Annotated in this window: 19 protein-coding genes and 1 pseudogene; 5 read left to right on the top strand and 15 right to left on the bottom strand. The window is 70.0% G+C overall.

Translation table 11 applies throughout. The features are described from left to right. Positions 1-7 precede the first annotated feature (7 nt). From AC3WLZ_RS05125 to AC3WLZ_RS05095, 7 genes and pseudogenes are all read right to left on the bottom strand, one after another. Positions 8-985, bottom strand: a complete 978-nt coding sequence (locus AC3WLZ_RS05125; RefSeq protein WP_492469309.1) for a CPBP family intramembrane glutamic endopeptidase — start codon at positions 983-985, stop codon at positions 8-10. 135 nt (positions 986-1,120) lie between these two features. Further along, positions 1,121-1,615 (bottom strand): 30S ribosome-binding factor RbfA, encoded by a 495-nt coding sequence (rbfA, locus tag AC3WLZ_RS05120; protein ID WP_492469308.1) that lies wholly within the window; start codon positions 1,613-1,615, stop codon positions 1,121-1,123. Positions 1,616-1,681: 66 nt separating this feature from the next. Continuing rightward, positions 1,682-4,515 (bottom strand): annotated as a pseudogene (gene infB, locus AC3WLZ_RS05115) (translation initiation factor IF-2). A 94-nt stretch (positions 4,516-4,609) separates the two neighbouring features. Then, on the bottom strand, positions 4,610-4,861 hold the full coding sequence (locus tag AC3WLZ_RS05110; RefSeq protein WP_076490888.1) for a YlxR family protein: 252 nt from the start codon (positions 4,859-4,861) through the stop codon (positions 4,610-4,612). 33 nt (positions 4,862-4,894) lie between these two features. Next, positions 4,895-5,884 (bottom strand): transcription termination factor NusA, encoded by a 990-nt coding sequence (nusA, locus tag AC3WLZ_RS05105; RefSeq protein WP_492469307.1) that lies wholly within the window; start codon positions 5,882-5,884, stop codon positions 4,895-4,897. 290 nt (positions 5,885-6,174) lie between these two features. Continuing rightward, a complete protein-coding gene (locus AC3WLZ_RS05100) occupies positions 6,175-6,777 on the bottom strand; it encodes an HD domain-containing protein (protein WP_492469306.1) in 603 nt (200 codons plus the stop codon). 150 nt (positions 6,778-6,927) lie between these two features. Continuing rightward, the gene (locus tag AC3WLZ_RS05095; protein ID WP_412924006.1) at positions 6,928-9,432 is read right to left on the bottom strand and encodes a glycogen/starch/alpha-glucan phosphorylase; all 2,505 of its coding nucleotides are present in this window, start codon (positions 9,430-9,432) and stop codon (positions 6,928-6,930) included. A gap of 139 nt (positions 9,433-9,571) precedes the next feature. Between AC3WLZ_RS05095 and AC3WLZ_RS05090 the strand changes: the two genes are divergently transcribed. After that, a complete protein-coding gene (locus tag AC3WLZ_RS05090; protein ID WP_492469304.1) occupies positions 9,572-10,381 on the top strand; it encodes a DUF1206 domain-containing protein in 810 nt (269 codons plus the stop codon). 6 nt (positions 10,382-10,387) lie between these two features. Here the strand turns inward: AC3WLZ_RS05090 and AC3WLZ_RS05085 are convergent, their stop codons facing one another. From AC3WLZ_RS05085 to AC3WLZ_RS05075, 3 genes are all read right to left on the bottom strand, one after another. Further along, complete coding sequence (locus AC3WLZ_RS05085) at positions 10,388-11,209, bottom strand: aldo/keto reductase (protein ID WP_492469303.1); 822 nt, start codon at positions 11,207-11,209, stop codon at positions 10,388-10,390. A gap of 187 nt (positions 11,210-11,396) precedes the next feature. Continuing rightward, positions 11,397-13,193: a proline--tRNA ligase gene (locus AC3WLZ_RS05080; RefSeq protein ID WP_492469302.1), complete on the bottom strand. Its 1,797-nt coding sequence runs from the start codon at positions 13,191-13,193 to the stop codon at positions 11,397-11,399. Positions 13,194-13,227: 34 nt separating this feature from the next. Continuing rightward, the gene (locus tag AC3WLZ_RS05075) at positions 13,228-13,716 is read right to left on the bottom strand and encodes a hypothetical protein (RefSeq protein ID WP_492469301.1); all 489 of its coding nucleotides are present in this window, start codon (positions 13,714-13,716) and stop codon (positions 13,228-13,230) included. A gap of 256 nt (positions 13,717-13,972) precedes the next feature. Here AC3WLZ_RS05075 and AC3WLZ_RS05070 point away from each other — a divergent pair, with 256 nt between their 5' ends. Then, the gene (locus AC3WLZ_RS05070) at positions 13,973-14,266 is read left to right on the top strand and encodes a hypothetical protein (RefSeq protein ID WP_492469300.1); all 294 of its coding nucleotides are present in this window, start codon (positions 13,973-13,975) and stop codon (positions 14,264-14,266) included. Between the two features lie 202 nt (positions 14,267-14,468). On the opposite strand, the gene AC3WLZ_RS05065 is transcribed toward AC3WLZ_RS05070, so the two are convergent. Both AC3WLZ_RS05065 and AC3WLZ_RS05060 read right to left on the bottom strand, forming a co-directional pair. Then, entirely contained in the window at positions 14,469-15,608 is a 1,140-nt protein-coding gene (locus AC3WLZ_RS05065; protein WP_492469299.1) for a hypothetical protein, read from the bottom strand. Continuing rightward, positions 15,605-16,132 carry an RNA polymerase sigma factor gene (locus tag AC3WLZ_RS05060; protein ID WP_492469298.1) on the bottom strand — a complete coding sequence of 176 codons (528 nt, stop codon included), beginning with the start codon at positions 16,130-16,132 and terminating at the stop codon, positions 15,605-15,607. Before AC3WLZ_RS05060 ends, AC3WLZ_RS05065 begins: the two co-directional genes overlap by 4 nt. Positions 16,133-16,237: 105 nt before the next feature. On the opposite strand from AC3WLZ_RS05060, the gene AC3WLZ_RS05055 reads away from it, so the two are divergent. Then, entirely contained in the window at positions 16,238-17,050 is an 813-nt protein-coding gene (locus tag AC3WLZ_RS05055; RefSeq protein WP_492469297.1) for an NADH:ubiquinone oxidoreductase subunit 4 (chain M), read from the top strand. A 49-nt stretch (positions 17,051-17,099) separates the two neighbouring features. On the opposite strand, the gene AC3WLZ_RS05050 is transcribed toward AC3WLZ_RS05055, so the two are convergent. Both AC3WLZ_RS05050 and ispG read right to left on the bottom strand, forming a co-directional pair. Beyond that, complete coding sequence (locus AC3WLZ_RS05050) at positions 17,100-18,293, bottom strand: benzoate/H(+) symporter BenE family transporter (RefSeq protein ID WP_492469296.1); 1,194 nt, start codon at positions 18,291-18,293, stop codon at positions 17,100-17,102. A gap of 66 nt (positions 18,294-18,359) precedes the next feature. Then, positions 18,360-19,511 (bottom strand): flavodoxin-dependent (E)-4-hydroxy-3-methylbut-2-enyl-diphosphate synthase, encoded by a 1,152-nt coding sequence (gene ispG, locus AC3WLZ_RS05045; protein ID WP_492469294.1) that lies wholly within the window; start codon positions 19,509-19,511, stop codon positions 18,360-18,362. A gap of 204 nt (positions 19,512-19,715) precedes the next feature. On the opposite strand from ispG, the gene AC3WLZ_RS05040 reads away from it, so the two are divergent. Beyond that, entirely contained in the window at positions 19,716-21,617 is a 1,902-nt protein-coding gene (locus AC3WLZ_RS05040) for a chorismate-binding protein (RefSeq protein ID WP_492469292.1), read from the top strand. Positions 21,618-21,637: 20 nt separating this feature from the next. On the opposite strand, the gene AC3WLZ_RS05035 is transcribed toward AC3WLZ_RS05040, so the two are convergent. Then, positions 21,638-22,954, bottom strand: a complete 1,317-nt coding sequence (locus AC3WLZ_RS05035) for a M50 family metallopeptidase (RefSeq protein ID WP_412923995.1) — start codon at positions 22,952-22,954, stop codon at positions 21,638-21,640. Between the two features lie 87 nt (positions 22,955-23,041). Here AC3WLZ_RS05035 and AC3WLZ_RS05030 point away from each other — a divergent pair, with 87 nt between their 5' ends. Beyond that, positions 23,042-24,700: a Mur ligase family protein gene (locus AC3WLZ_RS05030; protein WP_492469291.1), complete on the top strand. Its 1,659-nt coding sequence runs from the start codon at positions 23,042-23,044 to the stop codon at positions 24,698-24,700. Positions 24,701-24,742 lie beyond the last annotated feature (42 nt).

Raw genomic sequence — 24,742 nt, 5'->3', positions numbered from 1 at the left:
GCTCGGCTCAGACCGTCGGCGTGACCGGGGCCGACCGCACCGGATCCGGCCCGAGACGCGCGTCGAGGCGGTCGGCCCGGAACTGCCCCGTGAGGACGAGCACCGCGATGACCACCGCGAAGACGCCCCACATGACGAGGCCGAGCGGACCCGCAAGCACGGGTGACGGAGTGACCGAGTCGGCCGCGACCACCAGCGCACCCAATCCCGCCGAGGCGTTGAACGCTCCGTGCGCGAACACCGCGGGCCACACGGATGCCGTGCGCAGTCGCGTCCACCCCAGCAGCACGCCGAAGAGGACGCAGCCACCGATCATCAGCAGGACGCCGAACGCGTTGGGCTCGAGGAAGTTGTAGCCCAGCAGGATCAGCGGGGCGTGCCAGAACCCCCAGAACGCGCCCGAGAGGAGCAACGCCGGCCACACTCCGAGCGGCCGCAGGGCGGGCAACAGGAAGCCGCGCCACCCGAGCTCCTCACCGAACGCGAACGGCGCGTTGATGATGGCGCCGAGCGGGATCGTGGCCAGCTGCACCGCCACGAGAATTCCCACCGGCGGCAGCGGGGTCCCGGACGGCACCGCGGCCTCCAGCGTCTTCTCGAAGCCGGAGAATCCGATCGGATCGAAGGTCGCGAGGCCCAAAGCCCCCACCACCACGAGACCGACCGCGACGAGCAGCGGTGCGCCGACGATGACGGCCACGCAGGTCCAGATCGTCCGCGCGGCCGGTCGCAGCGGCCACATCCCGAGTTCCCGCAGCACGACGCGTGCACCACGGCGTCCGCGACGACGCCGCTGCACCAGAAGCGCCGCGACAACTCCCAGCGCAGGAGTGAACATCATGGCAGCGGCGACGAGGCCCAGGAACGGATCCGCCAAACCCTGTCCGCGCGACCACAGCGGCAGCGCGATGAGCCACGACAGGGCGACAGAGGTGACGGCGAAGACGCCGATGGAGAGCCAGTCCGGGCGAGACGAAGCGGTCATGCTTCGACCCTACGAAGCCCCGGATGCCACCACCTCCCCCGCGCGACGGAGAGACGCTCCTCCTCGCGATGCGGAACGACGAACGGCCGGACACGACCCCCGCGGGGGCGGCATCCGGCCGTTCGCACGACGCTGTCAGGGGCGCGCTTCGTCTCCGTCGTCGTCACCCTCGTCGTCGTCGATGTCGTCATCGTCGATGTCGTCGTCACCGAACTCCCGCGGCTTGACATACGGATCGGCCTCGCCGGCGTACGAGGCGCTCGCGGCGAGACCCGCCACCGACTGGTCGCGCTCACGCGCTTCGCGCAGCAACGCCGCGATGTGGTCGGCGTTCTCGGGGATCGCGTCGAGGATGAACTCCAGCGACGGAGTGAGCCGCGTGTTGAGGTTCTTGCCGACCTCACTGCGCAGCATGCCGGTGGCGGACTTCAGCGCCGCGGCCGTATCGGCCCGGTGCGCCTCGTCGCCCATGACGGTGTAGAACACCGACGCGTGCTGCAGGTCGCCCGTCACCCGGACATCCGTGATCGTGACGAATCCGAGCCGGGGGTCTCGCAGTCCCCTCTCGAGGCGCTCCGCAAGGACCACGCGAATGCGGTCGGCCACACGGGCCTGTCGTTCCCCTGCCACTTCCTTCTCCTTCTCTGGAGGACGGAACGGGGGCCGCGCCCGCAGGCGCGACCCCCGTTCGACGGATCAGCCTCGCGGCTTCTCGACCATCTCGGTGGTCTCGATCTCGTCACCGATCTGGATGTCGTTGTACTTGCCGAGTCCGATACCGGCCTCGAAGTCCGTACGAACCTCGGTGACGTCGTCCTTGAAGCGACGCAGCGACTCGATGGCCAGACCGTCGGCCAGCACCACACCGTCGCGGATGACGCGCGCCTTGGCGTTGCGCGTGATGGTTCCCGAGCGGACGATGACACCGGCGATGTTGCCGAACTTCGAGGAGCGGAACACCTCGCGGATCTCGGCCACACCCGACTGCACCTCTTCGAACTCCGGCTTGAGCAGGCCCTTGAGCGACTGCTCGACGTCGTCGATCGCGTTGTAGATGACCGAGTAGAACCGCACGTCCACGCCCTCACGGGCGGCACGCTCACGGGCCTTGGTGTCGGGGCGGACGTTGAAGCCGATCACGATCGCGTTGTCGATCGTGGCCAGGTTGATGTCCGACTCGGTGATCGCACCCACACCACGGTGGATGATGCGCAGCTGGACGCTGTCGTCGACCTCGATCTTGAGCAGCGACTCCTCGAGCGCCTCGACGGCACCCGACACGTCGCCCTTGATGATGAGGTTGAGCGACTCGACCTTGCCCTCTTCGAGAGCGCGGGTGAAGTCCTCGAGCGAGATGCGCTTGCGAGCCTTGGCCAGCTGGGCGTTGCGCTCGGCGGCCTCACGCTTCTCGGCGATCTGACGCGCGGTGCGGTCTTCCTCGGTGACGATGAAGACGTCGCCGGCGCGCGGGACCGAGTTGAGGCCCTGCACCTGCACGGGACGCGAGGGGTAAGCCTCGTCGACCGCGTCGCCGTTCTCGTCGATCATGGCGCGGACGCGGCCGTAGGCCGTTCCGGCGACGATCGCGTCTCCGACGCGCAGCGTTCCCGACTGGATCAGGACGGTGGCGACCGAACCGCGGCCCTTGTCGAGCTTCGCTTCGATCGCGACACCGCGGGCCGCCTTGTTCGGGTTGGCCGTCAGGTCGAGTCCGGCGTCGGCGGTCAGCAGCACGGCGTCCAGGAGTTCCTGGATGTTCGTGCCCTGACGGGCCGAGACGTCGACGAACATGACGTCGCCGCCGTACTCCTCGGCGACCAGACCGTACTCGGTGAGCTGCTGGCGCACCTTGGCGGGGTTGGCATCCGGCTTGTCGACCTTGTTGACCGCGACCACGATCGGCACGTTCGCCGCCTGTGCGTGGTTCAACGCCTCGACCGTCTGGGGCATGATGCCGTCGTCGGCCGCGACCACGAGGATCGCGATGTCGGTCACCTGCGCACCACGGGCACGCATGGCGGTGAACGCCTCGTGGCCCGGGGTGTCGATGAAGGTGATGGCGCGCTCGATGCCGTCGTGCTCGGTCCAGACCTGGTACGCACCGATGTGCTGCGTGATGCCGCCGGCCTCGCCCGCCACGACGTTCGTCTGGCGGATGGCGTCGAGCAGTCGCGTCTTACCGTGGTCGACGTGACCCATGACGGTGACCACGGGAGGACGGATCTCGAGGTCGTCCTCGCTCTCGGCCTCCAGTTCGGCGTCGAGGTCGAGGCCGAAGCCCTCGAGGAGCTCTTTGTCCTCGTCCTCGGGCGAGACCATCTGGATCTTGTAGCCGAGCTCCGCGCCGAGGACCTCGAAGGTGGCCTCGTCGAGCGACTCGGTGGCCGTGGCCATCTCGCCCAGGTTGAACAGGATGGTCACGAGCGTGCCGGGCTGCACGGTGTACCCGCGCAGAGCCTCGAGCTTGTCCGCGAAGTCGGCGATCGAGGCGCCGCGACGCAGGCGGATGATCTCGCCGTTGCCCTTCGAGACGTTGACGCCGCCGACGACCGGCGCCGACCGCATCTCGAACTCTTGCCGCTTCGCCCGACGCGACTTGCGCTGCTTGGACTTGCCGCCGCCCTTACCGAAGGCACCCGCGGTGCCACCGCCGGGACCACGGCCACGGCCGCCACCACCACCGGGACGACCGGCGAAACCGCCGCCCGCGCCGGGCGCGCCACCGGGACGCTGGAAGCCACCGCCCGCGCCGCCGGGACGACCGGGACCGCCGGGACGCTGCTGGAACGGAGCACCGGGACGACCGCCGCCACCGGGACGACCTGCACCGCCGGGACGCGGAGCGCCCGGACGGGGAGCGCCGGGGCGCGGGGCCTGCGGACGCGGAATGTTGCCGGGGGTGGGACGCTGTCCCATGCCCTGCGCCGACGCGAACGGGTTGTTACCCGGGCGCGGGCCGGCGGGACGCTGTCCCATGCCCTGCGCCGACGCGAACGGGTTGTTACCGGGGCGCGGAGCACCACCGGGACGCGGGGGTTCGACCCGCCACCGGCGGGACCGGGACGCGGGCCGCCGGGCTTCGGCGCCTGCGACGCGGGAGCCTGCGCCGGGGCCGCGGGGGCCGGAGCGGATGAGGCGGGCTTCGCCGGAGCGGACGCCGCCGGAGCGGACGCCGACGGGGCGGATTCCGCCGGAGCGGGGGCGGGTGCCGAAGGGGCCGGAGCGCTCTTGGGCGCGGCGGGACGCGCCGGTCCGGGCGTGGGACCGGACGGACGTGCGCCGGGTGCCGCTGCGGGGCGGGCCGGGTTCGGGCGAGCACCCGGGCGCGCCGCGGCGGCCGAGGGTTTGGCATCCGAGGATCCGGACGCGCCTTCCGCCGCGAAGGCAGCGCGAAGCTTACGGGCCACCGGGGGTTCGATGGTCGATGAGGGGCTCTTGACGAATTCGCCGAGCTCCTTGAGCTTCGCGAGCGCGACCTTGCTGTCGACGCCGAGCTCGGAAGCGATCTCGTGCACGCGTGGTTTTGCCACAATTCTCCTGTCTGAGGGGTCTACCCCGGACAGGGCAGACCGTTAGTTGCGGACGGGTCTCATTTCGAGCCGTTCACTTCGTGTCCATAGCCGTTCAGCCGTTTCGCTGGAGGGTTGATTCGAAGGTCTGCGTGTCAAGCGGGCCTGACACACGCAATGCTCGTACGAAGGCGCGGCGCGCGAGAGCTTTCCCGACGCACGCGTCCGTCTCGTGCACCCACGCACCCCGTCCCGGCAGGACCGCCCGCTCGTCTCTGACGAGGACCGACCCCTCCGCGACCACACGCAGAAGCGATGATCGGGGGGCACGTGCGCGGCATCCGACGCACGTTCGTACAGGCTCCATGGTACACCTCGCGGTCGTCCGGACGACGGACGCTCAGTTGTCTTCGAGGATGCTGTCCGGCTGGATGTCGATCTTCGCGCCGGTCAGCTTGGCGGCCAGACGCGCGTTCTGGCCCTCTTTGCCGATCGCCAGCGACAGCTGGTAGTCCGGCACCAGGGCGCGGACGGCCTTGGTGGAGGCGTCCAGCACGAAGCTCGACGTGACCTTCGCGGGCGAGAGCGCGTTGGCGACGAACTTGGGCAGCTCGGCGTCGTAGTCGATGATGTCGATCTTCTCGCCGGAGAGCTCTTCCGTCACGGCGCGGACGCGGCGGCCGACCTCGCCGATGCAGGCGCCCTTGGCATTGACCGTCGGGTCGTTCGCCTTCACGGCGATCTTCGTGCGGTGACCGGCTTCACGAGCGAGCGAGACGATCTCGACCAGCCCGGCGGCGATCTCGGGGACCTCGAGCGCGAACAGCTTGCGCACCAGACCGGGGTGCGTCCGCGACACGGTGATCTGGGGGCCCTTGTTGCCCTTCGATACCGAGGTGACGTAGACGCGCAGACGCGAGCCGTGCGGATAGGTCTCGCCCGGGACCTGCTCCTCGGGCGGGAGGATGGCCTCGACGGTGCCGAGGTCGACGTGGACCATGCGCGGGTTCGGCCCCTGCTGCACGACGCCGGCGACGATGTCGCCCTCCTTGCCGCGGAACTCCCCCAGTACCGCGTCGTCGGCGATGTCGCGCAGACGCTGGCTGATGACCTGCTTCGCCGCGAACGCCGCGATGCGACCGAAGTCGTCGGGCGCCTGCTCCTCCTCGCCGATGACGACGCCCTCGTCGTCGAGGACCGGGGTGAAGATGCCGACATGACCGGTCTTGCGGTCGAGCTCGGCCCGCGCGCCGGCGGGGATCTCGCCGCTGGGCGAGATGTGCTTGGCGTAGGCGGTGAGGATCGCCTGCTCGATGATGCGCGCGAGTTCGTCGAAGGGGATCTCCTTCTCGCGTTCGATCGTCTTCAGGAGTGCAAGATCGATGTCCATCGGGATCCTCCGTATTCAGCTCTCGTCGGCACAACCGGTACCGACAACCCTCCTACGATACCCGGGATGCCGCACCCCCCGCGACCCGCGGAAGGGTTCCGGATGCCGCCGCACAAGCGTTCCCGGCATCCCGGCTCGCGTCCGCTGTGCGCAACTCCGGAGAATCTGCGAGCGCGCGAAGGCGGCTCCGCGTGATTCGGCGGATGGCTCTGGCTGCCTGACGGGAATCTCCGGAGTCCGGCACGCCGCGCCCCGGAGCCGGTGCACCCGCGCCGGCCCGGACGCCGGCGTCAGATGCGCTCGAGCGGGTTCGCGGCCAGCTTGTCGAGGACTCCCCCGTCGACGAGCCGTCGCGCCGCCGTGTCGGGCTTGCGCTCCGCCTGATCCACAACGCAGGCGCCGAACTCCGCCGCGAGCGCGCCCCGCGGATGGGCGGCGAGGACCTCGCGCACGAACTCCCGCGGAAGTGCGTCGGGCCGTGCTCCCGAGATGTCGAGTCCGGTCGCGGTCTCCAGCAGATAGCCCTCGGCATCCATGCCCGGGTCGACCCGCGGCCAGTTGTGCCGCACGATCACGTCGAGCACGCGCGCGCGTCGGGCCGTGTCCCACCCGGCCCCTGCGGTGAGGGCGATGCCGACGTGGCCACCGGCGTGCTCGTACGACAGCGTGTGGTTGTCGAACTCGGTCACCGTCCCGATGTCGTGCAGCACCGCCGCGACGTAGAGGAGCTCATGATCGACGCCCTCGATGCCGTCGACGAGAGCGAACGCCTCCGCCCACAGCCACGAGCGGAGAGCGTGGGCGGTGATCGCGGGCGACTGGTAGTGCTGTGCCAGCGCGAGAGCGCCGCGAGCGGCGGCGGTGTCGGGGGCGATGATGTCGGACAGGCGCATGGCGGGGCTCCTTCGGCGGGCGGACGCGCCCGCTCCCCCCACTCTCGCCTGCGCCGACACCGCGAACGGGCGCCCGCCGGTCAGCCTTCGGCGACTTCCTGCCAGAGCGGGACGGATGCCACGACCCGGGGTCGTGGCATCCGTGTCCGCTCAGTTGACGGGAGTCGCGTGCCAGATGCGGTCGAGGTAATCGCGCATCGCCCGGTCGGAGGAGAAGAAGCCGCTGCGGGCGACGTTGAGGATCGCGGAGCGCACCCACGCGTCCTGATCGGCGTAGGCGAGGTCGACGCGCTCCTGCGCATCGACGTACGAGCCGAAGTCGGCGAGCGCCATGAACCGGTCGTCGTACAGCAGGTTCGAGATGAGGGGCTCGAACACCGTGCGGTCCCCGTCCGAGAACGTTCCCGCAGCGATTAGGTCGATCGCTCGGCGCAGGCGGTCGTCCTCGTGGTAGAAGTCGGCGGGACGGTACCCCTCCGCCCACAGGGCTTCGACCTCGGGCTCGCTCATGCCGAAGAGGAAGAAGTTGTCGTCTCCCACGAGCTGGCGGATCTCGACGTTGGCGCCGTCGTCGGTGCCGATCGTGAGCGCGCCGTTGAGGGCGAGCTTCATGTTTCCGGTGCCCGAGGCCTCCTTGCCCGCGAGCGAGATCTGCTCGGAGAGATCCGCGGCCGGGATGATGCTCTCGGCGAGCGTCACGTTGTAGTTCGCCGGGTAGAGCACCTTGAGTCGCCCCTGCACCCGGGGGTCGGCGTTGACGACCTCGCCGACGGCGTTGATGAGGTGGATGATGTGCTTCGCCATCGCGTACCCGGGGGCGGCCTTGGCGCCGAAGAGGAACGTGCGGGGCTGGACATCGTCGACGGACACGCGCCCCGAGACGATGCCGTCGTACGAGCTCACGATGTGCAGCACTTTGAGCGTCTGACGCTTGTACTCGTGGAGGCGTTTGATCATGACGTCGAGCAGGTGCCCGTCGTCGAGGGTCATTCCGTCGCGGGCGGCCAGGACACGGCTGAGACGGCGCTTGTTCGACGCCTTGACCGCCGCGAACCGCTCGCGGAACTCGGGGTCGTCGGCGAACGCTTCGAGACCGCGGAGGCGCTCGAGGTCGACCGTCCACCCCGCGCCCAGCGTCTCGGTGATGAGGGTCGACAGCTCGGGGTTCGCCAGGCGCAGGAAGCGGCGCGGGGTCACGCCGTTCGTGACGTTGGTGAACTTCTCCGGCCACATGCGCGCGAAGTCCTTCAGCACGTTGTCGCGCAGGAGTTGCGAGTGGAGCTCGGCGACGCCGTTGACCTTGGATCCCGCGACGGTCGCGAGATAGGCCATCCGTACCGAGCGGAACGGGTGCTCACCGATGATCGACATGTCGCGGATGAGCATCTCGTCGTCGCCGAAGCGCTCGCGCACCTCGAGCAGGAACTCGTCGTTGATGCGGTAGATGATCTCCAGGTGGCGCGGGAGCAGGCGGCCCAGCAGGTCAACCGACCAGACCTCCAGTGCTTCCGGCAGCAGCGTGTGGCACGTGTAGGCGAAGCACTTCTGCGTGATCGCCCACGCGGCATCCCATTCCATCCCCTTCTCGTCGACGAGCACGCGCATGAGTTCGGGCACACCGATCACGGGGTGGGTGTCGTTGAGCTGGAAGATGACGCGCTCGGGGAGGTTCGCGAGGTCGAACCCCTCGGGCAGCACGTTCTCGACGAAGTCGGCGATGGATGCCGCGACGAAGAAGTACTGCTGCTGGAGGCGCAGCTCCTTGCCCTGCGGGGTGGAGTCCTCGGGGTAGAGCACCTTGGAGATGTTCTCGGCGAAGGTCTGCGCGCGGACCGACTCGACGTAGTCGCCGGAGTTGAAGGTGTGGAGGTCGAAGGCGTTGGTCGCGACCGCACGCCACAGACGGAGGGTGTTGACGCGCCCGTTGTGGTAGCCGGGGACCATCATGTTGTACGGCACCGCGAGCACGTTCCAGTCGGGTACCCAACGCGTCCGTTCGACGCCGCCGTCGTCGTAGGTCTCGGTGCGTCCACCGAACGAGATGGTCTGTGCCGCCTCGGGGTGCGGGAAGTCCCACGGCGAGCCGAGCCGCAGCCAGGCGTCGGGCTGCTCGATCTGCTGGCCGTCGGCGAAGGCCTGGCGGAAGATGCCGTACTCGTATCGGATGCCGTACCCGATCGTCGGGATGCTCATCGTCGCGAGCGAGTCGATGAAGCAGGCGGCGAGCCGGCCGAGGCCGCCGTTTCCGAGACCGGGCTCGATCTCCAGGGCGCGGAGCTCGTCGATGTCGATCCCGCACTGCGCGAGCGCTTCGGTGGCGATGTCGGTCAACCGCGCGGCGAGGAGGTTGTTGTCGAGCTGACGCCCGAGCAGGTACTCGGCCGAGAGGTAGCAGACCGTCTTGGACTGCTGGCGGCTCTGCTGCGCCTGGTCGTCCAGCCAGCGGGCCATGAGGTAGTCGCGGACCGTGCCTGCCAGCGCCAGGTAACGGTCGTTGTCGTCGGAGGTCGACAGCGCCACGCCCTGGTCGAAGTTGAGGTTCTGCAGGAAGCGGCGGACGAAGCCATCGACCGATGCCGGAGGCGCTGCCACGGGGGCGAGCGCGAGCGGGTGGGTCGGACGGGGCTCGGACGCGGAGGAAGTGTTCTCGGGCACGGTTCGACCGTAATGAGAACCGCCCGTGCGCGCCAAGAGGGATCGGCATCGACACAGGATCTTCACCTCGCCGCCGCATGGCCGACGCATCCCACGCCCGGGGTTTGTCGCAACGGGCGAGGACGCGTACGGTTCCCCAATGCCCTCCCCCGCCCGCGTCCTCGCCCGCGACGCCGAGGCAAACCCCGGATTCCGCCTCGCCGCTCGTGCGGGGTATGCCGCCAACGGCATCCTGCACCTCCTCATCGGCGGGCTTGTCATCGCGGTGGGAACGGGCGCCGCCGAGGACACTGATCAGACCGGAGCTTTCCGCGCCCTCGCGGCGCTTCCCCTCGGAGCCGTCGGGTTGTGGGCTCTGGCCGTCGGCCTCGTCGCCCTCGGCGCCTGGCATCTGCTGCAGGCCGTCGCGCCCCGCGGTCTCTCCGGCCCACGGCGGCTCGCACGCATCGCCGCCGAGGCACCGCAGGGCATCGTGTTCCTCGCCGTCGGGGTGGTCTCGGCATCCGTCGCCCTGGGCGCCCGCCCCCACGCGGAGCAGGCGGCCGAAGGAATCAGCGCGGGCGTGCTGCATCTTCCGATCGGCGGCTTCGTCCTCGGGGCCGTCGGCGTGGTCGTCGCGGCGGTGGGCATCGGCTTCGTCTGGATGGGCGTGCGCCGATCCTTCCGCACCAAAGTCCGGATCCCCGATGGAACGAGTGGAGTCGCGTTGACCGCGCTCGGGGTGGCGGGGTTCCTCGCGAAGGGCGTGGCGCTGGTGATCGTGGGCATCCTTCTGGTCGTCGCCGCGATCCGCGTGGAGCCCGACACCGCGGGCGGTCTCGACGGCGCTGTGACGGCCGTCGTCGCGCTCCCCGCTGGACGTCTCCTCGCGGCGCTGGTCGGCGCGGGATTCCTGGCCTACGGCCTGTTCACCGTTCTTCGTGCGCGCTACGCACGCCTGGACGCCTGACGCCCGTCAGTCCAGGTCGGGGTTCCGCCCCGTCCGCTCTCCCGTCTCGAGCGTCGCGATCCGGGCGTGGTCGGCGGCGTCGAGGGCGAAATCGAACACGTCGCCGTTCTCGCGCAGGCGGTCGAGAGACACGGACTTGGGGAACACGACGAGGCCGCGGTCGAGGTGCCAGCGGATGACGACCTGCGCCGGCGTCTTGCTGTAGCGGGCCGCGATGTCGGCGAGCACCGGCTCCTCGAGCAGGCCGCCGCGCGCCAGCGGCGCCCACGATTCGGTGACGATGCCGTGCGCCGTGTTCCACTCCACGAGCTCGTTCTGCGGGAAGCGGGGGTGCAGCTCCACCTGGTCGATGACGGGCAGCACTCCCGTCTCGTCGCGGAGGCGTTCGATGTGGGCGGGCGAGAAGTTGCTGACCCCGATGGAGGTGACACGGCCCTCTTCGCGCAGGCGCACCAGCGCACGCCACGTGTCGACGTACCGGTCGGCACTGGGGATCGGCCAGTGGATGAGGTACAGGTCGACGTGTCCGAGTCCGAGCCGCTCGGCGCTCACGTCGAAGGCGCGAAGCGTCTCGTCGAACCCCTGATCGTCGTTCCACACCTTCGTCGTGACGAAGACGTCGTCGCGCGCGATCCCGGCAGCCCGGATCCCCTCGCCGACCTCCCGCTCGTTGCCGTAGAGCGCGGCGGTGTCGACGTGTCGGTATCCCGCGGCGAGCGCCCCGGCGACGAGATCCGCGGTGACCTCGGCGGGTACCTTGTACGTCCCCACCCCGAGCTGCGGGATGGAGGAGCCGTCGGACAGGGGGACGCGGGGCGCGGAGATCATGGCATCCACGCTATCCGCGGTCGGCGCCCGTCGGCGCGTTGCGTCCCCCTCCTGATCCGCGAGACGTCATCGCGCCGACATCCGCGCGGCAGGATGCAAGGGACTCGTCAGCGTGATGACGTCTCGGCGAATCCGTGGGGCGCACGGACGGACGCGGCGTGAGAGATGGGAGATCAGAGAGCAGCGCTCAGGGGCGCAGGCGCGCGATCGCCGCCTCGACCGGCAGGGTCTCGCGCTCCCCCGTGCGGCGGTCCCACAGCTCGACCTCGCCGTCGGCCGCGCCGCGACCGACGATGAGGATACGCGGGATGCCGACGAGCTCGGCGTCGCCGAACTTCACGCCCGGCGAGACCTTGGGGCGGTCGTCGTAGAGGACGTCGAGTCCGGCGCCCTCGAGCTGCTCCGACACCGACGCGGCCAGGTCGAAGGCCACGGCATCCCGACCCGTCGCGACGACGTGCACGTCGAACGGGGCGACCGACGGGGGCCAGATGAGGCCCTTGTCGTCGTTGTTGAGCTCGGCGATGATCGCGAGGATGCGGGTCACGCCGATGCCGTACGACCCCATCGTGACGGTCGCGAGCTTGCCGTTCTCGTCGAGCACCTTCAGGCCGAGGGCCTCGGCGTACTTGCGGCCGAGCTGGAACACGTGGCCGATCTCCATGCCGCGGGCGAGTTCCACCGGTCCCGAGCCGTCGGGGGCGGGGTCTCCGGCGCGCACCGTCGCGGCCTCGACGAAGCCGTCGCCGACGAAGTCGCGACCTGCGACGAGCGAGTGCACGTGCTTCTGGTCGATGTTGGCGCCGGTGATCCAGGCGGTGCCGTCCACCACGCGCGGGTCGAGGTAGTACCGGATGCCGGTCGCGGACTCTTCGCCGAGGATGGCGCCGGTCTCCGACCAGGGACCGATGTACCCCTTCACCAGGAGCGGGTTCTTCTCGAAGTCCGCCTCGGTGGCGGCCTCGACCTCGGCCGGCGCGAACGCCACCTCGACGCGCTTGTCGTCGATGTCGCGGTCGCCCGGGAGGCCGACGACGACGATCTCGCGGGTGCCGTCGAGGTGCGTGAGGGCGAGCACCACGTTCTTGAGCGTGTGCGCGGCCGTCCACTCGGCGGCATCCGCGGTGGCGGGGCCTGCGACGCCGGGAGCCGGGGTGTCCAACACCGCGTTGGCGTGGTCGACGAGGGTCGCGATCGTGGGCGTGTTCGGCGAGTCGAAGATCACCGGCGCGGGCTGCCCCTCGATGGGCAGCGCCTCGGGCGCCACCGTCGTGAAGGCCTCGACGTTGGCCGCGTACCCGCCCGCCGAACGCACGAAGGTGTCCTCGCCGATCGGTGTCGGGTGCAGGAACTCCTCCGACTTCGACCCGCCCATCGCGCCGGCGTCCGCCGCGACGATGACGTACTCGAGCCCGAGGCGCTGGAAGATCCGCTCGTACGCGTCGCGCTGCGCCTGGTACGAGGCATCCAGTCCCGCATCGGTCGCGTCGAACGAGTACGCGTCCTTCATCGTGAACTCGCGACCGCGCAGGAGACCGGCGCGGGGACGCGCCTCGTCGCGGTACTTGTCCTGGATCTGGTAGATCGTCAGCGGCAGGTCCTTGTACGACGAGTACAGGTCCTTCACCAGGAGCGTGAACATCTCCTCGTGCGTGGGGGCGAGGAGGTAGTCGGCACCCTTGCGGTCCTGCAGGCGGAACAGCGCGTCGCCGTACTCCTCCCAGCGGCCCGTGACCTCGTAGGGCTCACGGGGCAGCAGCGCAGGGAAGTGCACCTCGAACGCCCCGGCGTTCGCCATCTCCTCGCGGACGACCGTCTCGATCTTGGCCTTGACCCTCAGTCCCAGCGGCAGCCACGCGAAGATGCCCGGGGCGTTGCGACGGATGTAGCCGGCGCGCACGAGCAGGCGGTGGCTCGTGACCTCGGCATCCGAGGGGTCTTCGCGGAGCGTGCGGAGGAAGTAGTTCGAGAGACGGGTGACCACGATCATCGAGTCTAGAGCGGTGGATGCCGCCTGCTCAGCCGAGCGCGGCGATCAGGCCGGCCGCGAGCTGCGCCATCTCCTCCTCGATCATGGCCTTGGTTCCGATCATCAGGACGTTCGGCCCGGATTGAACGAGGAGGTAATCGAAGGAAGGCGTCAACTCCGGGAAGAACCAGGCCGCATCCGCCCCGGCAACGACCGTCTCTGAGCCCGAGCTCCGGGCGATCTCGGCGAGATCGGGCGACGAACCGGGACCGAAGAAGATGTCGACCACGCTCGCGACGTTGATCGCCGATCGGTTGTCCACCGCGCAGTAACCGGCGGCGCCGTTGGCGCTCATGACGTCCCACGCCAGACCGTTCGGCAAGAAATCACCCTGATGAGGAACGAGATCCCCCCGCCCGCGGGCCGCCTCGGCGATCTTCAGAACATCGGCACAGTCAGGGAGGGCCCACGCGCCTGAGGGGATGGTGCCGGGCCGGCCGGGTGACGCGGCGGCGCGAGGTCCCACCGCCTCGAGCAATGCCGCGACCTCGTCATCGCGCGCACCCCACGCCGACACGATCGCGTCCCCGAATCGCTCGGTGGAGCGACACGCGAGGCCACCCATCTTGCAGTCGGACGGTACGCCAAGGGAGCCCCGGACGGATTCGGGAACGACCGCAGCGGGGAAGACGTCGACTCCGACTGCCTGGTACTGCTCGCCTCCTGAGCGCCACTGACAGGCGACACCCCCCAGCACCCGGGCATCCCCCGCTGCGAGACCGTTCGAGAGGACCATGGGCACGCCGACGAGAGCCGACACGTCGTTCTTGCTCATCGCATTCCCGCAGTCCCCGTCGAACGCCACGACCGGGGTGCTCGACGGGGTGGCGCTCGGGGTCGGGGTGGGGGTCGGGACCACCGGCGCGACGGTCGCCGTCGGCGTCGGGGTCTCCGCGATCTGCGGTGCCGACAGCGTCGACGTCGCGACCACACCGCCGGCGATGGCAACCACCAGAACCGCCGCGATCGACCCCGCGATCCAGGCGTTCCTGCGCGTCAAGAACCTCTCCAACGATGGAACCCCCTGATCAGCGCCGAGGCGAAGGTACGCTTCCACGGGGAAGAACGCCACGGTCACGGTATCCGATACACGGCCTGAACGATCGTCGACGCGATCTGCGAGGCGATGGACGTCAGTTCCGCAGACCTGGCCTCCGTGGGCAGCGAGAACCGGGCCCACGTGCCATCTGCCGCACCCGAGCCCACAGCCCGGCCTCGTCATCTGCCATGTCAGAGCCGGGCGAGGAGTTGCTCTGCGAGCTGGATCGCGACATCCGGTTCCTCCAAGGATGAAGGCGTGACGACGAGCAGGTTCGTGCCGTCGCTGACCCACAGGAAGGACGCGCCACCATCGTCGACCTTGGCGAGGACCGTCACCGAGTACGCCTCGACGGCTCCTGACACCGTCACGGGAGTCGATCTGTCCGCGGCGGCGACCATCTGGTCGAGACCGACAGCACCGCCGGGTACGAGCCAGACCTGAGCGTCCCATGTCGACGTCGGTCGAGACAGAGTGATCGTGCAGGCTCCGTCCGCCTTCGCAGTGTCCGGCTCCGCGGTCACGCTCGTCGCGGTGTCGTAGCCGGACACGGTCGGATCTATCCACGACGTCACATCCGCGCAGTCCCACGGAGACCACCACGCCGACGTCGGGGTCGCTGTGACGCCCGCGGGATAGTCGCCCGCTCTCGCGAAGATCTGGTCGAGCAGGGTGCTGGACCGCGTGGCGGTGACGTCGGGCGACTGTGTTGTGAGCTTCGCCCAGACCTGTACCCAGACCCGCACCCCGTCTTCGACCCGGGTGAGTGTGCAACGGCCGTTCTCGTCGCATCCCTCGGTAGCGAACTGGTCGGATTCGGGCGCGGGGAGCGATTCCGTCGACGGAAGGACGGCGACGTTCACGGTCGCGGCCCAGCGCTCATCGGATGACACCCACGCACAGAAGACGCCACCCCGCACCGTCGCCCTGGTGTCATGCCGGATGAAAGTGACGTCGTACATCGGATGACCCGTGGCCGCGGCCAGTTGCTCCGACGTGAGGACGTTGTCGCACGAGTCGCCGAACGGTGCGCGTCCAACTGCCGTCACGGCGGTCGCGGCGGGGGTCGGCACGGACGTCGGGGGCGGAGTGGGACTCGGCGGGACGGTCTCGGTGGTCACCGGCGTCGGCGTCGGGGTCTCCGCGATCTGCGGTGCTGACAGCGTCGACGTCGCGACCACACCGCCGGCGATGGCAACCACCAGAACCGCCGCGATCGACCCCGCGATCCACGCGTTCCGGTGCGCACCGGCCGGCTTGATATCGCGCGCTCCGCCGAGAATGCGAGAGCGCAAAGCGGCCCGCTCATCGGGCGTCAATTCGTCGTTCATGCCTGCACCCCTTCCCGGGCCACGTCGTCACGGAGCTTCGCTTTCGCCCGCGCCAACCGCGACTTCACCGTCCCCGCCGGGATGCCGAGGGCCTGCGCCACTTCGCGCTCGGAAAACCCCTCCAACACCGACAGCACCACCACCGCCTGCTCCCGCTCCGGCAACCGCTTCAACGCCGCCAACACTCCGCTGTCATCGCGATCGTGCGACACCGGCTCCGCCGCCGGCGCACGATCCAACAACGCCCGATACCGACGCCCCGACCGCTCCAGATTCCGCGCACAATGCGCCACCGTGTTCAACAACCACGGCAACGGCGACCCATCGACCAGCCGCACCGACGCACGCTTACGCCACAACTCGAAGAACGCCACCGTCACGGCATCCTTCGCATCCTCCCGATGCGTCAACAACCGCGACGCATGCCGGAACAACCGCCCCTCATACCGATCAAACAACCCCGCGAGCGCAAGCTCATCCCCCAGGCGCACCCGAGCCCACAGCCCGGCCTCGTTATCTCCCACACTCTTCAGTGTCCGGCAGACGCCGATCGGTTCCCTCCGGCGAGGCAGGTTCGATAACGAAACGGCAACGTCCCCGAACCCGCGCGCACAACCTAGGGTGAGGGCATGCGCCCCCGCTGGATCGCCCTGCTCAGCGCGTCGATCGCTGTCCTGGTGGGCGTGATGGCGTGGGTCGCCATCGGTGCGGGGATCGGCGTCGGCACCGGCATCCTCGCCACGACACGGAACAGCACGGAGGCCTCGCCCGACTTCACCACGACGGATGTCTTCACCGTCACCGCGGACGGCACGCTGACGCCGCACCCGGACTCACGGGCCGGCCTAGTCTGGGAGCACCTCCTCCGCGTGACCACCCCCGCGTTCGCGACGTCCATGATCACCCAGTACGAGACCGGCGACGACCCGGACAGCGACACCCTGGCGTACGTCACGAGCGCGGCCGACCCGAGCAAGTGGGTCTTCGCCACCAATCTGGCGTACATTGACGACGCCGATCTGCTGCTCTCGACGCTCGTCCACGAGTACGCCCACATGCTCAGCCTCGGGGCCGACGACACCGACGCCACCGCAACGGAGTGCGACACCGAGTGGGCGGGCGCCGGATGCCTCCTCCCTGACGCCGACCTCGAGCGGTTCGCGCAGCAGTTCTGGGCCGATTACACCGACGCTCCGGCGCGCGACAACGTCGACGTCGACGTCGCGTGGGACTTCTACCAGGCGCACGAGGAGGACTTCGTGGACGATTACGCCGCGACAAACGCCTCCGAGGACTTCGCCGAGACCTTCGCGGCGTACGTGGTCGAACCGGAAACGGATACCACGGACTCCGTGATCGCCGAGAAGTTCGCGTTCTTCGCCGCTCTGCCCGAGTACGCCGGGGCACGCGAGCGCATTCGCGCAGAGTTCGGTCTGGACTGACCGCCCGACGGCGGACCGTTGCTCGGACCCCGCGGAACGCGACGCGCCGTCAGTGCGCCCGGCGCCGCCCGGCGTGCAGCACCGTTCGCACGAGGAGGCCCGCCAGCAGTGCCCAGAACGCCGCGCTGACGCCTGCCACGGCGACACCGGAGGCCGCGACGAGGAAGGTCACGACCGCAGGAATCCGCTCACCGGGGTCATCAATCGCCTGCTGGATCGCCGAGCCGAACGCGGCGAACAGCGCGACACCCGCGACGGCGGGGATCACCCCCGCCGGGGCCAGCAGCACGAGCGCGGCGAACGCCGACGACAGGACCGCGAGCACGAGATACGACCCACCGGCCGAGATGCTCGCGAGCCACCGACGGTTCGGGTCGGGGTGGGAGTCGGGTCCCGCCGCGATGGCGGCGCTGATCGCCCCGAGGTTGATGGCGTGCGCCCCGGCGGTCGCGCCGAGCGCCGAGCCCAGTCCGGTCACGATCATGGCGGGACGCCACGGGACCGCGTATCCGAGACTCCGCATCACGGCGACCCCGGGCACGTTCTGCGACGCCATCGTCACCACGAACAGCGGGATGCCGATGCCGACCACTGAGCCGAACGTGAGGGTGGGGACCACGAACTCGACGCGGGGGACGAGGGTCGCCGGGTCCACCTGCGCGCCCGACCGGACGATCCCGATCACGATCACGACCGTGGCAGCCACGAATGCCAGCGGCACGGCCCACCGGGGCAGCAGCCTCGCGGCCACGAGCCACACGACGAGGACAGGTGCGACCCCCCACGGATCGGAGAGCAGGCCCGTGAACGGTGCCACGCACAAGGGAAGCAGAACGCCCGCGAGCATCGCCTGTGCGATCGACGGCGGGATGTGGGCGATGAGCGCGCCGAGCGGCGGGAAGAACCCTGCGAGCAGGATCAGCGCCGCCGACACCAGGAACCCGCCGACGACCGCGGGCCATCCGCCGTCCACCGCGCCGGTCGCCGCGAGGAGGGCCACTCCTGGGGTGGACCACGCGATCGTGATCGGCATCCGGTACCGCGCACCGACGAAGAGGCATCCGAATCCCACCACGACGCACAGGGCGAGGAGCCCGCTGGCGGCCTGGTCCGCGGTCGCGCCGACAGCCCGGAGCCCCGTGAGGACGACGGCGAACGTGCTCGTGAATCCCACGAGGGCGGTCACCACACCGGCGATGAGCGGGCGGGAGGCGGGCGCGTCGGAAGCGAGGGAAGCGGTCATACGGCTTCCGACGCTATCGGGTTCGGCGCGACCTCCCTGCGGGCCACCGCCGAACAGGTGGACTCGTCAGGACGTGACGACCTGCGCGGTGCCGACGGCGGCGTCCGGGCCCATCTCGTCGGCGAGGCGGTTGGCCTCTTCGATGAGGGTCTGCACGATCTCGGCCTCGGGCACGGTCTTGATGACCTGGCCCTTGACGAAGATCTGGCCCTTGCCGTTGCCCGACGCCACACCGAGATCGGCCTCACGGGCCTCGCCCGGGCCGTTCACGACGCAGCCCATGACGGCCACGCGCAGCGGCACGGTCATGTCTTTGAGGCCCTCCGTGACGTTGTCGGCGAGGGTGTAGACGTCGACCTGCGCGCGTCCGCAGGACGGGCACGAGACGATCTCGAGCTTGCGCTCGCGGAGGTTGAGCGACTGCAGGATCTGGTGGCCGACCTTCACCTCTTCCGCCGGCGGCGCCGACAGCGAGACACGGATCGTGTCCCCGATGCCCTCGGACAGCAGGATGCCGAAGGCCGTCGCGCTCTTGATGGTTCCCTGGAACGCGGGACCGGCCTCGGTCACACCGAGGTGCAGCGGCCAGTCTCCCCGCTCGGCGAGGAGGCGGTAGGCCTTCACCATGACGACGGGGTCGTTGTGCTTGACCGAGATCTTGAAGTCGTGGAAGTCGTGCTCTTCGAACAACGACGCCTCCCACACCGCGCTCTCCACGAGCGCTTCCGGGGTCGCCTTGCCGTACTTCTCGAGCAGGCGGCGATCGAGCGACCCGGCGTTCACGCCGATGCGGAGCGAGACGCCCGCGTCCTTGGCGGCCTTCGCGATCGCCCCGACCTGGTCGTCGAACTTGCGGATGTTCCCCGGGTTGACGCGCACCGCGCCGCACCCGGCGTCGATCGCCTGGAAGACGTACTTCGGCTGGAAGTGGATGTCGGCGATGAGGGGGATCTGGCTCTTCTTCGCGATGATGTGGAGCACGTCCGCGTCGTCCTGCGACGGGACGGCGACGCGCACGATCTCGCACCCGGATGCCGTGAGCTCGGCGATCTGCTGCAGGGTGGCGTTGATGTTGGTGGTCGGAGTGGTCGTCATCGACTGGACGCTCACGGGGGCGTCACCGCCGACGAGGACCTTGCCGACCTTGATCTGGCGGGTCTTGCGACGGGGAGCGAGGACCTCCGGTACGCGGGGCATCCCGATGTTCACTGCAGGCACGCCCACAGCCTACGCCGCCCCACCCGGGCGGGGGCTGAGGGCCGCTCTGTGATAAATTCGGCGGCATGCGCGCGTATACCGGCTGGTGGCCCACCGTCTAGGCGGTGAGCACGCGTGCGACAGACCGCCCTCCCTCGGGATCGGGGCGGTCTTCGTGTTTCCGGCGGCCGCTCCGGACCCTCGATCACTGACGGAAGTACTTCGATGACCGGGCCCGACCCCTCCTCCTTGATCCACGATCTCCTCGCCGGTAGTGAGCCGTTCGCGCTGATCGCCCGCGACGACGCGACGGTCGAGGTGCTCACCGGCACCGTCGTCGACGTCGAGCTGCTCGCCGACATTCCGCTGATCGACGACGAGGGCTCGCCGCGCGAGGTGCTCGCGCTCGTCCCCTTCCGCCAGGTGCGCGAGCGCGGATTCGTCTGCCACGACGACGGCGCGCCGCTGCGCTGCCTCGTGATCGAGGAACGGATGCCACTCCCCCGCGCCGGGGCCCTGGCATCCCTCCCCTCCACCCCCGTGGCCCTGCAGGACGCCGGGTTCGACATCGACGACGAGGCGTACGCCGACATCGTGCGCCGGGTGATCGCCGACGAGATCGGGCGCGGCGAGGGGGCGAACTTCGTCATCCGCCGCGACTTCGTCGCCGGTGTGGACGCCGATCCGGGGGTCGCGGCGCTCACGTGGTTCCGCGCGCTCCTCGAACACGAGAAGGGCGCGTACTGGACGTTCGCCGTGGTGACGCCCGGTCACATCGCGGTGGGCGCGAGCCCCGAGGCGCACGTCAGCGCGCGCGACGGCATCGTCACCATGAACCCCATCTCGGGCACGTTCCGTCACCCGCGCGGCGGCGCGACGGCCGAGACGCTCGCGGAGTTCCTGCGCTCGACCAAGGAGACCGAGGAGCTCTTCATGGTCGTCGATGAAGAGCTGAAGATGATGAGCGCCGTCTGCAGCGACGGCGGCCGGATCACCGGGCCCCACCTCAAAGAGATGTCGCGCCTGACCCACACCGAGTACATGCTGCGCGGCCGCAGCACGCTCGATCCGCGCGACATCCTGCGCGAGACGATGTTCGCGCCCACCGTCACCGGCTCGCCGATGCAGAACGCCTGCACGGTGATCGCGCGCCACGAGACCACCCCGCGCGGGTACTACTCGGGCGTCGCCGCGCTGTTCACCCCGAACGGCGCGACAGAGGGGCCGACCCACGACCTCGACGCGCCCATCCTCATCCGCACGGCGTACCTCGTCGACGGACGCCTCCGCGTCCCCGTGGGAGCGACCCTCGTGCGTCACTCCGACCCGTACGGCGAGGTCGGTGAGACCCACGGCAAGGCCGCCGGGGTGCTCGGCGCGATCGGAGCGATCCCCCGCGACTCCGCTCCGGCCGCCGCGCCCGACGCCGACCCGGACGCCCCGGTCGCCCCGCGCCGCCCGCTCGCCGAGGATCCCGCGATCGCCGAGCTCCTGGCATCCCGTAACGAGCGCCTCGCACCGTTCTGGATGAACCCGCAGGACCCCGACGGCACCGGCCCGTTCGCAGGGCGCACCGCCCTCGTCGTGGATGCCGAGGACCGCTTCACCACGATGCTCGCGCATCAGCTCCGCCACCTCGGACTCGACGCCCGGATCGTGCACTGGTCGGAGGCGACCGACGCCGAGGTGGATGCCGCCGACCTCGTGGTCGCGGGCCCCGGCCCCGGCGACCCGCGCGACCACGACAGCGCGCGCATCACCGCGATGCGGGCGGTGGTGTCGCGCCGACTGTCGCACGGGGCCCCGTTGCTCGCCGTGTGCCTCAGCCACCAGATCCTCGCCGATCAGCTGGGCCTCGGTCTGGCGCCACTCGCGCAGCCGCACCAGGGCCTGCAGAAGAGCGTCGACGTGTTCGGGGAGCCCGCGTCCATCGGGTTCTACAACACCTTCACCGCCCGGCTACCCGAGACGCTCCCCGAGGGTGTCGAAATCGCGGCGGACGAGGACACGGGCGACGTGTACGCCCTGCATGGCGAGCGTTTCTCCAGCGTCCAGGGTCACCTCGAGTCGATCCTGTCGCGCGACGGCATGCGCACACTCGAGCGACTGATCGCCGCCGCCCTCTGACGCCGCGGGGATCGCGCCCCCTACAGCAGCTGCACGGGGTTGAAGATGTCGGCGAGGAACAGGACTCCGCCCATGCCGATGAGCAGCACGACCACGACGAAGGTCACGGGCACGAGCTTGGTGGCATCCACCGGTCGGGCGACTCTGCCGCGCACGCGAGCGAACCAGCGCTTCAGGCCGTCCCACAGAGCGACCACGACGTGTCCGCCGTCCAACGGCAGCAGCGGGATGAGGTTGAAGACGAAGAGGGCGATGTTCAGCGCCGCCAGCAGCCCGATGATCGACTGGACGCGGGCGAGGATGGGCGCATCGACCGCCGCGAACTCCCCCGCGAGGCGCCCGGCGCCGACGACGCTGAGCGGGCCGTTGGGATCGCGCGGTTGCCCCGTGAACAGGTCGACCGCGGTGTCGTAGACGCGTACCGGCAGCTGCGTCATGATCTGCGCGACCTGCCCGACCTGCTGGATCGTCGCCTCGGGCCCCACCCAGATGGGCTGGGGGACGAGCGCCGACTGCGGTCTGAGGCCGGCGAAACCGACGGTCTCGTACTGCGGGGCGCCGGCGGCGTCCACGACGGGCTGTCCGTCCGCGCCCGTCACCGCACGGTCGGTGGTGATCGGGGTGATCGTGAGGGTCTGCTGCGCGCCATCGCGCTCGACCACGACCGGCAGGGTCTGATCCGGCGAGCGCTGGATGATGGCGGCCGCCTCATCGAACGTCGAGACCGGAGTGCCGCCGATCGAGACGATCGTGTCGCCGGGAAGGATACCGGCGGCGGCCGCCGGGGCCGTGGGGTCGCTCGGCTGGCAGTCGGACCGCTCCGCACTCGCGGGGATCACGCACTGCGACACGGAGGCGACCGTGGTGGTGCCCTGCGCCACGCCGATGGCGCTGAAGGCGACCGCCGACAGCACGAACGCCAGCACCAGGTTCATCACGGGGCCGCCGAGCATGATGATGACGCGCTTCCAGACCGGGAGCTTGTAGAAGACGCGATCCGTACCGGCGATCATCGTCTCGGCGTTGGCGTCGCGGGCGTCCTGGATCATCGTCGCGAACAGGCGCGAACGGCGCGTCGGCTGCGCGTCGCTCTCCGGCGCGGGCGGGTACATCCCCGACATCGAGATGAATCCACCGAGCGGGAGGAGCTTGACGCCGTACTCCGTCTCGCCGATGCGGCGCGACCACAGCGTCGGGCCGAACCCGATCATGTACTGCCCGACGCGCACGCCGAACAGCTTCGCGGGCAGCAGGTGCCCGATCTCGTGCAGGGCGATCGAGACGGCCAGGCCGATCACGAGCACGAGCACGCCGATGAGGAAGGCGATCGCGGTCACCTGCCGACGATACCGCCGCCGCCCTTGGAACCTCCCGTGCGGCGCCGATGCGAGGGCTGTGCGGGGGCGGATGAGACAATGGCAGGGATGCCGACCGACACGCCCTCTCACCTCCCGCCCGTCCTCCGGCCCGAGCACCCGCCGCGCCGCGATCTCTCGGAGCTGGCCCGCCGTTTCGGCGAGCGCAGCATCGGCGACGTCGAGGGGACCGTCCTCACGGGCATCACGCTCGCGACCGCGGATCTGCGCGCCGGTGAGGCTTTCGTCGCCATCCGTGGAGTGAACCGCCACGGTGCGGAGTTCGCCGGCGTCGCCGCCGAGCGGGGAGCCGTCGCCGTGGTGACGGACGAGGCGGGCGCCGACATCGCCGCGTCCACGGGTCTCCCGATCGTGGTGGTCGAAGACCCTCGCGCGTTGCTGGGCGACCTGTCGGCCTGGGTCTACGGCACCGGTCCCGATGACGACCTCCCCCAGCTCCTCGCCACGACCGGCACGAACGGCAAGACGAGCGTGTCGCACCTGCTCGAAGGCATCCTGGGTCAGCTCGGGGTCGTGACCGGCCTGTCGTCGACGGCCGAGCGACACATCGCGGGCGAGGTCATCGTGTCGCGGCTCACGACGCCGGAGGCGTCCGAGTTCCACGCGCTTCTCGCCCTCATGCGGGAGCGAGGCGTCGAGGCCGTCGCGGTCGAGGTGAGCGCGCAGGCGTTGACGCGGCACCGTGTGGACGGGCTCCTCTTCGACGTGGCGGGGTTCACCAACCTCACGCACGACCACCTCGATGATTACGCCGACATGCGCGAGTACTTCGAGGCCAAGCTTCCCCTGTTCCGATCCGACCGCTCGCGTCGCGGTGTCGTCTGCTTGGACTCCCCCGCGGGTGCGGAGATCGCGGCGCGGGCCGACATCCCGACGGTGACGATCGTCACTCCCGCCATCGCCGCCGACCCGACCGCCGAAGCCGACTGGACCGTCGACATCGTCGACGAGCGCCAGGACGGCACGGAGTTCACCGTCCGCGACCGTGGCGGACGCTCGCTCACGACCGTCGTCCCGGTGATCGGTCGACACATGGCGGCGAACGCGGGCCTCGCGATCGTCATGCTGCTCGAGGCCGGCCACACGTGGGAGGCCCTGACCGCGGCCCTCGACGGTGGCCGGATCGCCGCCTCTCTTCCCGGTCGAACCCAGCTGGTGTCCGGTCCGGACGGACCGGCGGTCTACGTCGACTTCGGCCATTCCCCCGACGCGTTCGAGAAGACGCTCGCGGCGGTGCGGCGCGTCACTCCGGGCCGCGTCGTGATGCTGTTCGGCGCCGACGGCGACCGCGACGCGACGAAGCGCCACGACATGGGACGCACCGCGGTCGAGGGCAGCGACATCCTCATCGTCACCGACCACCACCCCCGGAACGAGAACCCGGATGCCATTCGCGAGGTGCTCGTGGAGGGGGCTCGTCGGGCGCGGCCCGATGCCGAGATCCACGAGTTCACCCCGCCCGAGCGCGCGATCCTCGAGGCCGTGAAGCTCGTCGGCGAGGGCGACGCGATCCTGTGGGCCGGCCCGGGACACCAGGACTACCGCGACATCCGCGGCGTCCGCACCCCGTACTCGGCGCGCGAGCTCTCCCGCCGCGCGTTGCGCGCGGCCGGCTGGTCGGTGCCCGAGCCCCACTGGCCCGTACCGTACCCGGTCGATCACACCCCCTCGTCCGACCCCGAGCGGCCGGTCGACTTCCCCGCCTGAGTCGGCGGGCCACTCGAGCCGCCCCGCGCACCTCCGTGCGGC

The sequence above is a fragment of the Microbacterium sp. FW305-3-2-15-F-LB2 genome (genome assembly GCF_058787255.1).
This window is presented reverse-complemented; position numbering and strand designations above follow the sequence as displayed.

What these genes read in the sequence shown, in the direction of transcription:
- AC3WLZ_RS05125 (WP_492469309.1), bottom strand. Translation starts at nt 985, where the DNA reads ATGACCGCTTCGTCTCGCCCGGACTGGCTCTCCATCGGCGTCTTCGCC.
- AC3WLZ_RS05110 (WP_076490888.1), bottom strand. Translation starts at nt 4,861, where the DNA reads ATGGAGCCTGTACGAACGTGCGTCGGATGCCGCGCACGTGCCCCCCGA.
- nusA (WP_492469307.1), bottom strand. Translation starts at nt 5,884, where the DNA reads ATGGACATCGATCTTGCACTCCTGAAGACGATCGAACGCGAGAAGGAG.
- AC3WLZ_RS05100 (WP_492469306.1), bottom strand. Translation starts at nt 6,777, where the DNA reads ATGCGCCTGTCCGACATCATCGCCCCCGACACCGCCGCCGCTCGCGGC.
- AC3WLZ_RS05090 (WP_492469304.1), top strand. Translation starts at nt 9,572, where the DNA reads ATGCCCTCCCCCGCCCGCGTCCTCGCCCGCGACGCCGAGGCAAACCCC.
- AC3WLZ_RS05085 (WP_492469303.1), bottom strand. Translation starts at nt 11,209, where the DNA reads ATGATCTCCGCGCCCCGCGTCCCCCTGTCCGACGGCTCCTCCATCCCG.
- AC3WLZ_RS05070 (WP_492469300.1), top strand. Translation starts at nt 13,973, where the DNA reads ATGGGCACGCCGACGAGAGCCGACACGTCGTTCTTGCTCATCGCATTC.
- AC3WLZ_RS05065 (WP_492469299.1), bottom strand. Translation starts at nt 15,608, where the DNA reads ATGAACGACGAATTGACGCCCGATGAGCGGGCCGCTTTGCGCTCTCGC.
- AC3WLZ_RS05055 (WP_492469297.1), top strand. Translation starts at nt 16,238, where the DNA reads ATGCGCCCCCGCTGGATCGCCCTGCTCAGCGCGTCGATCGCTGTCCTG.
- AC3WLZ_RS05050 (WP_492469296.1), bottom strand. Translation starts at nt 18,293, where the DNA reads ATGACCGCTTCCCTCGCTTCCGACGCGCCCGCCTCCCGCCCGCTCATC.
- AC3WLZ_RS05040 (WP_492469292.1), top strand. Translation starts at nt 19,716, where the DNA reads ATGACCGGGCCCGACCCCTCCTCCTTGATCCACGATCTCCTCGCCGGT.
- AC3WLZ_RS05030 (WP_492469291.1), top strand. Translation starts at nt 23,042, where the DNA reads ATGCCGACCGACACGCCCTCTCACCTCCCGCCCGTCCTCCGGCCCGAG.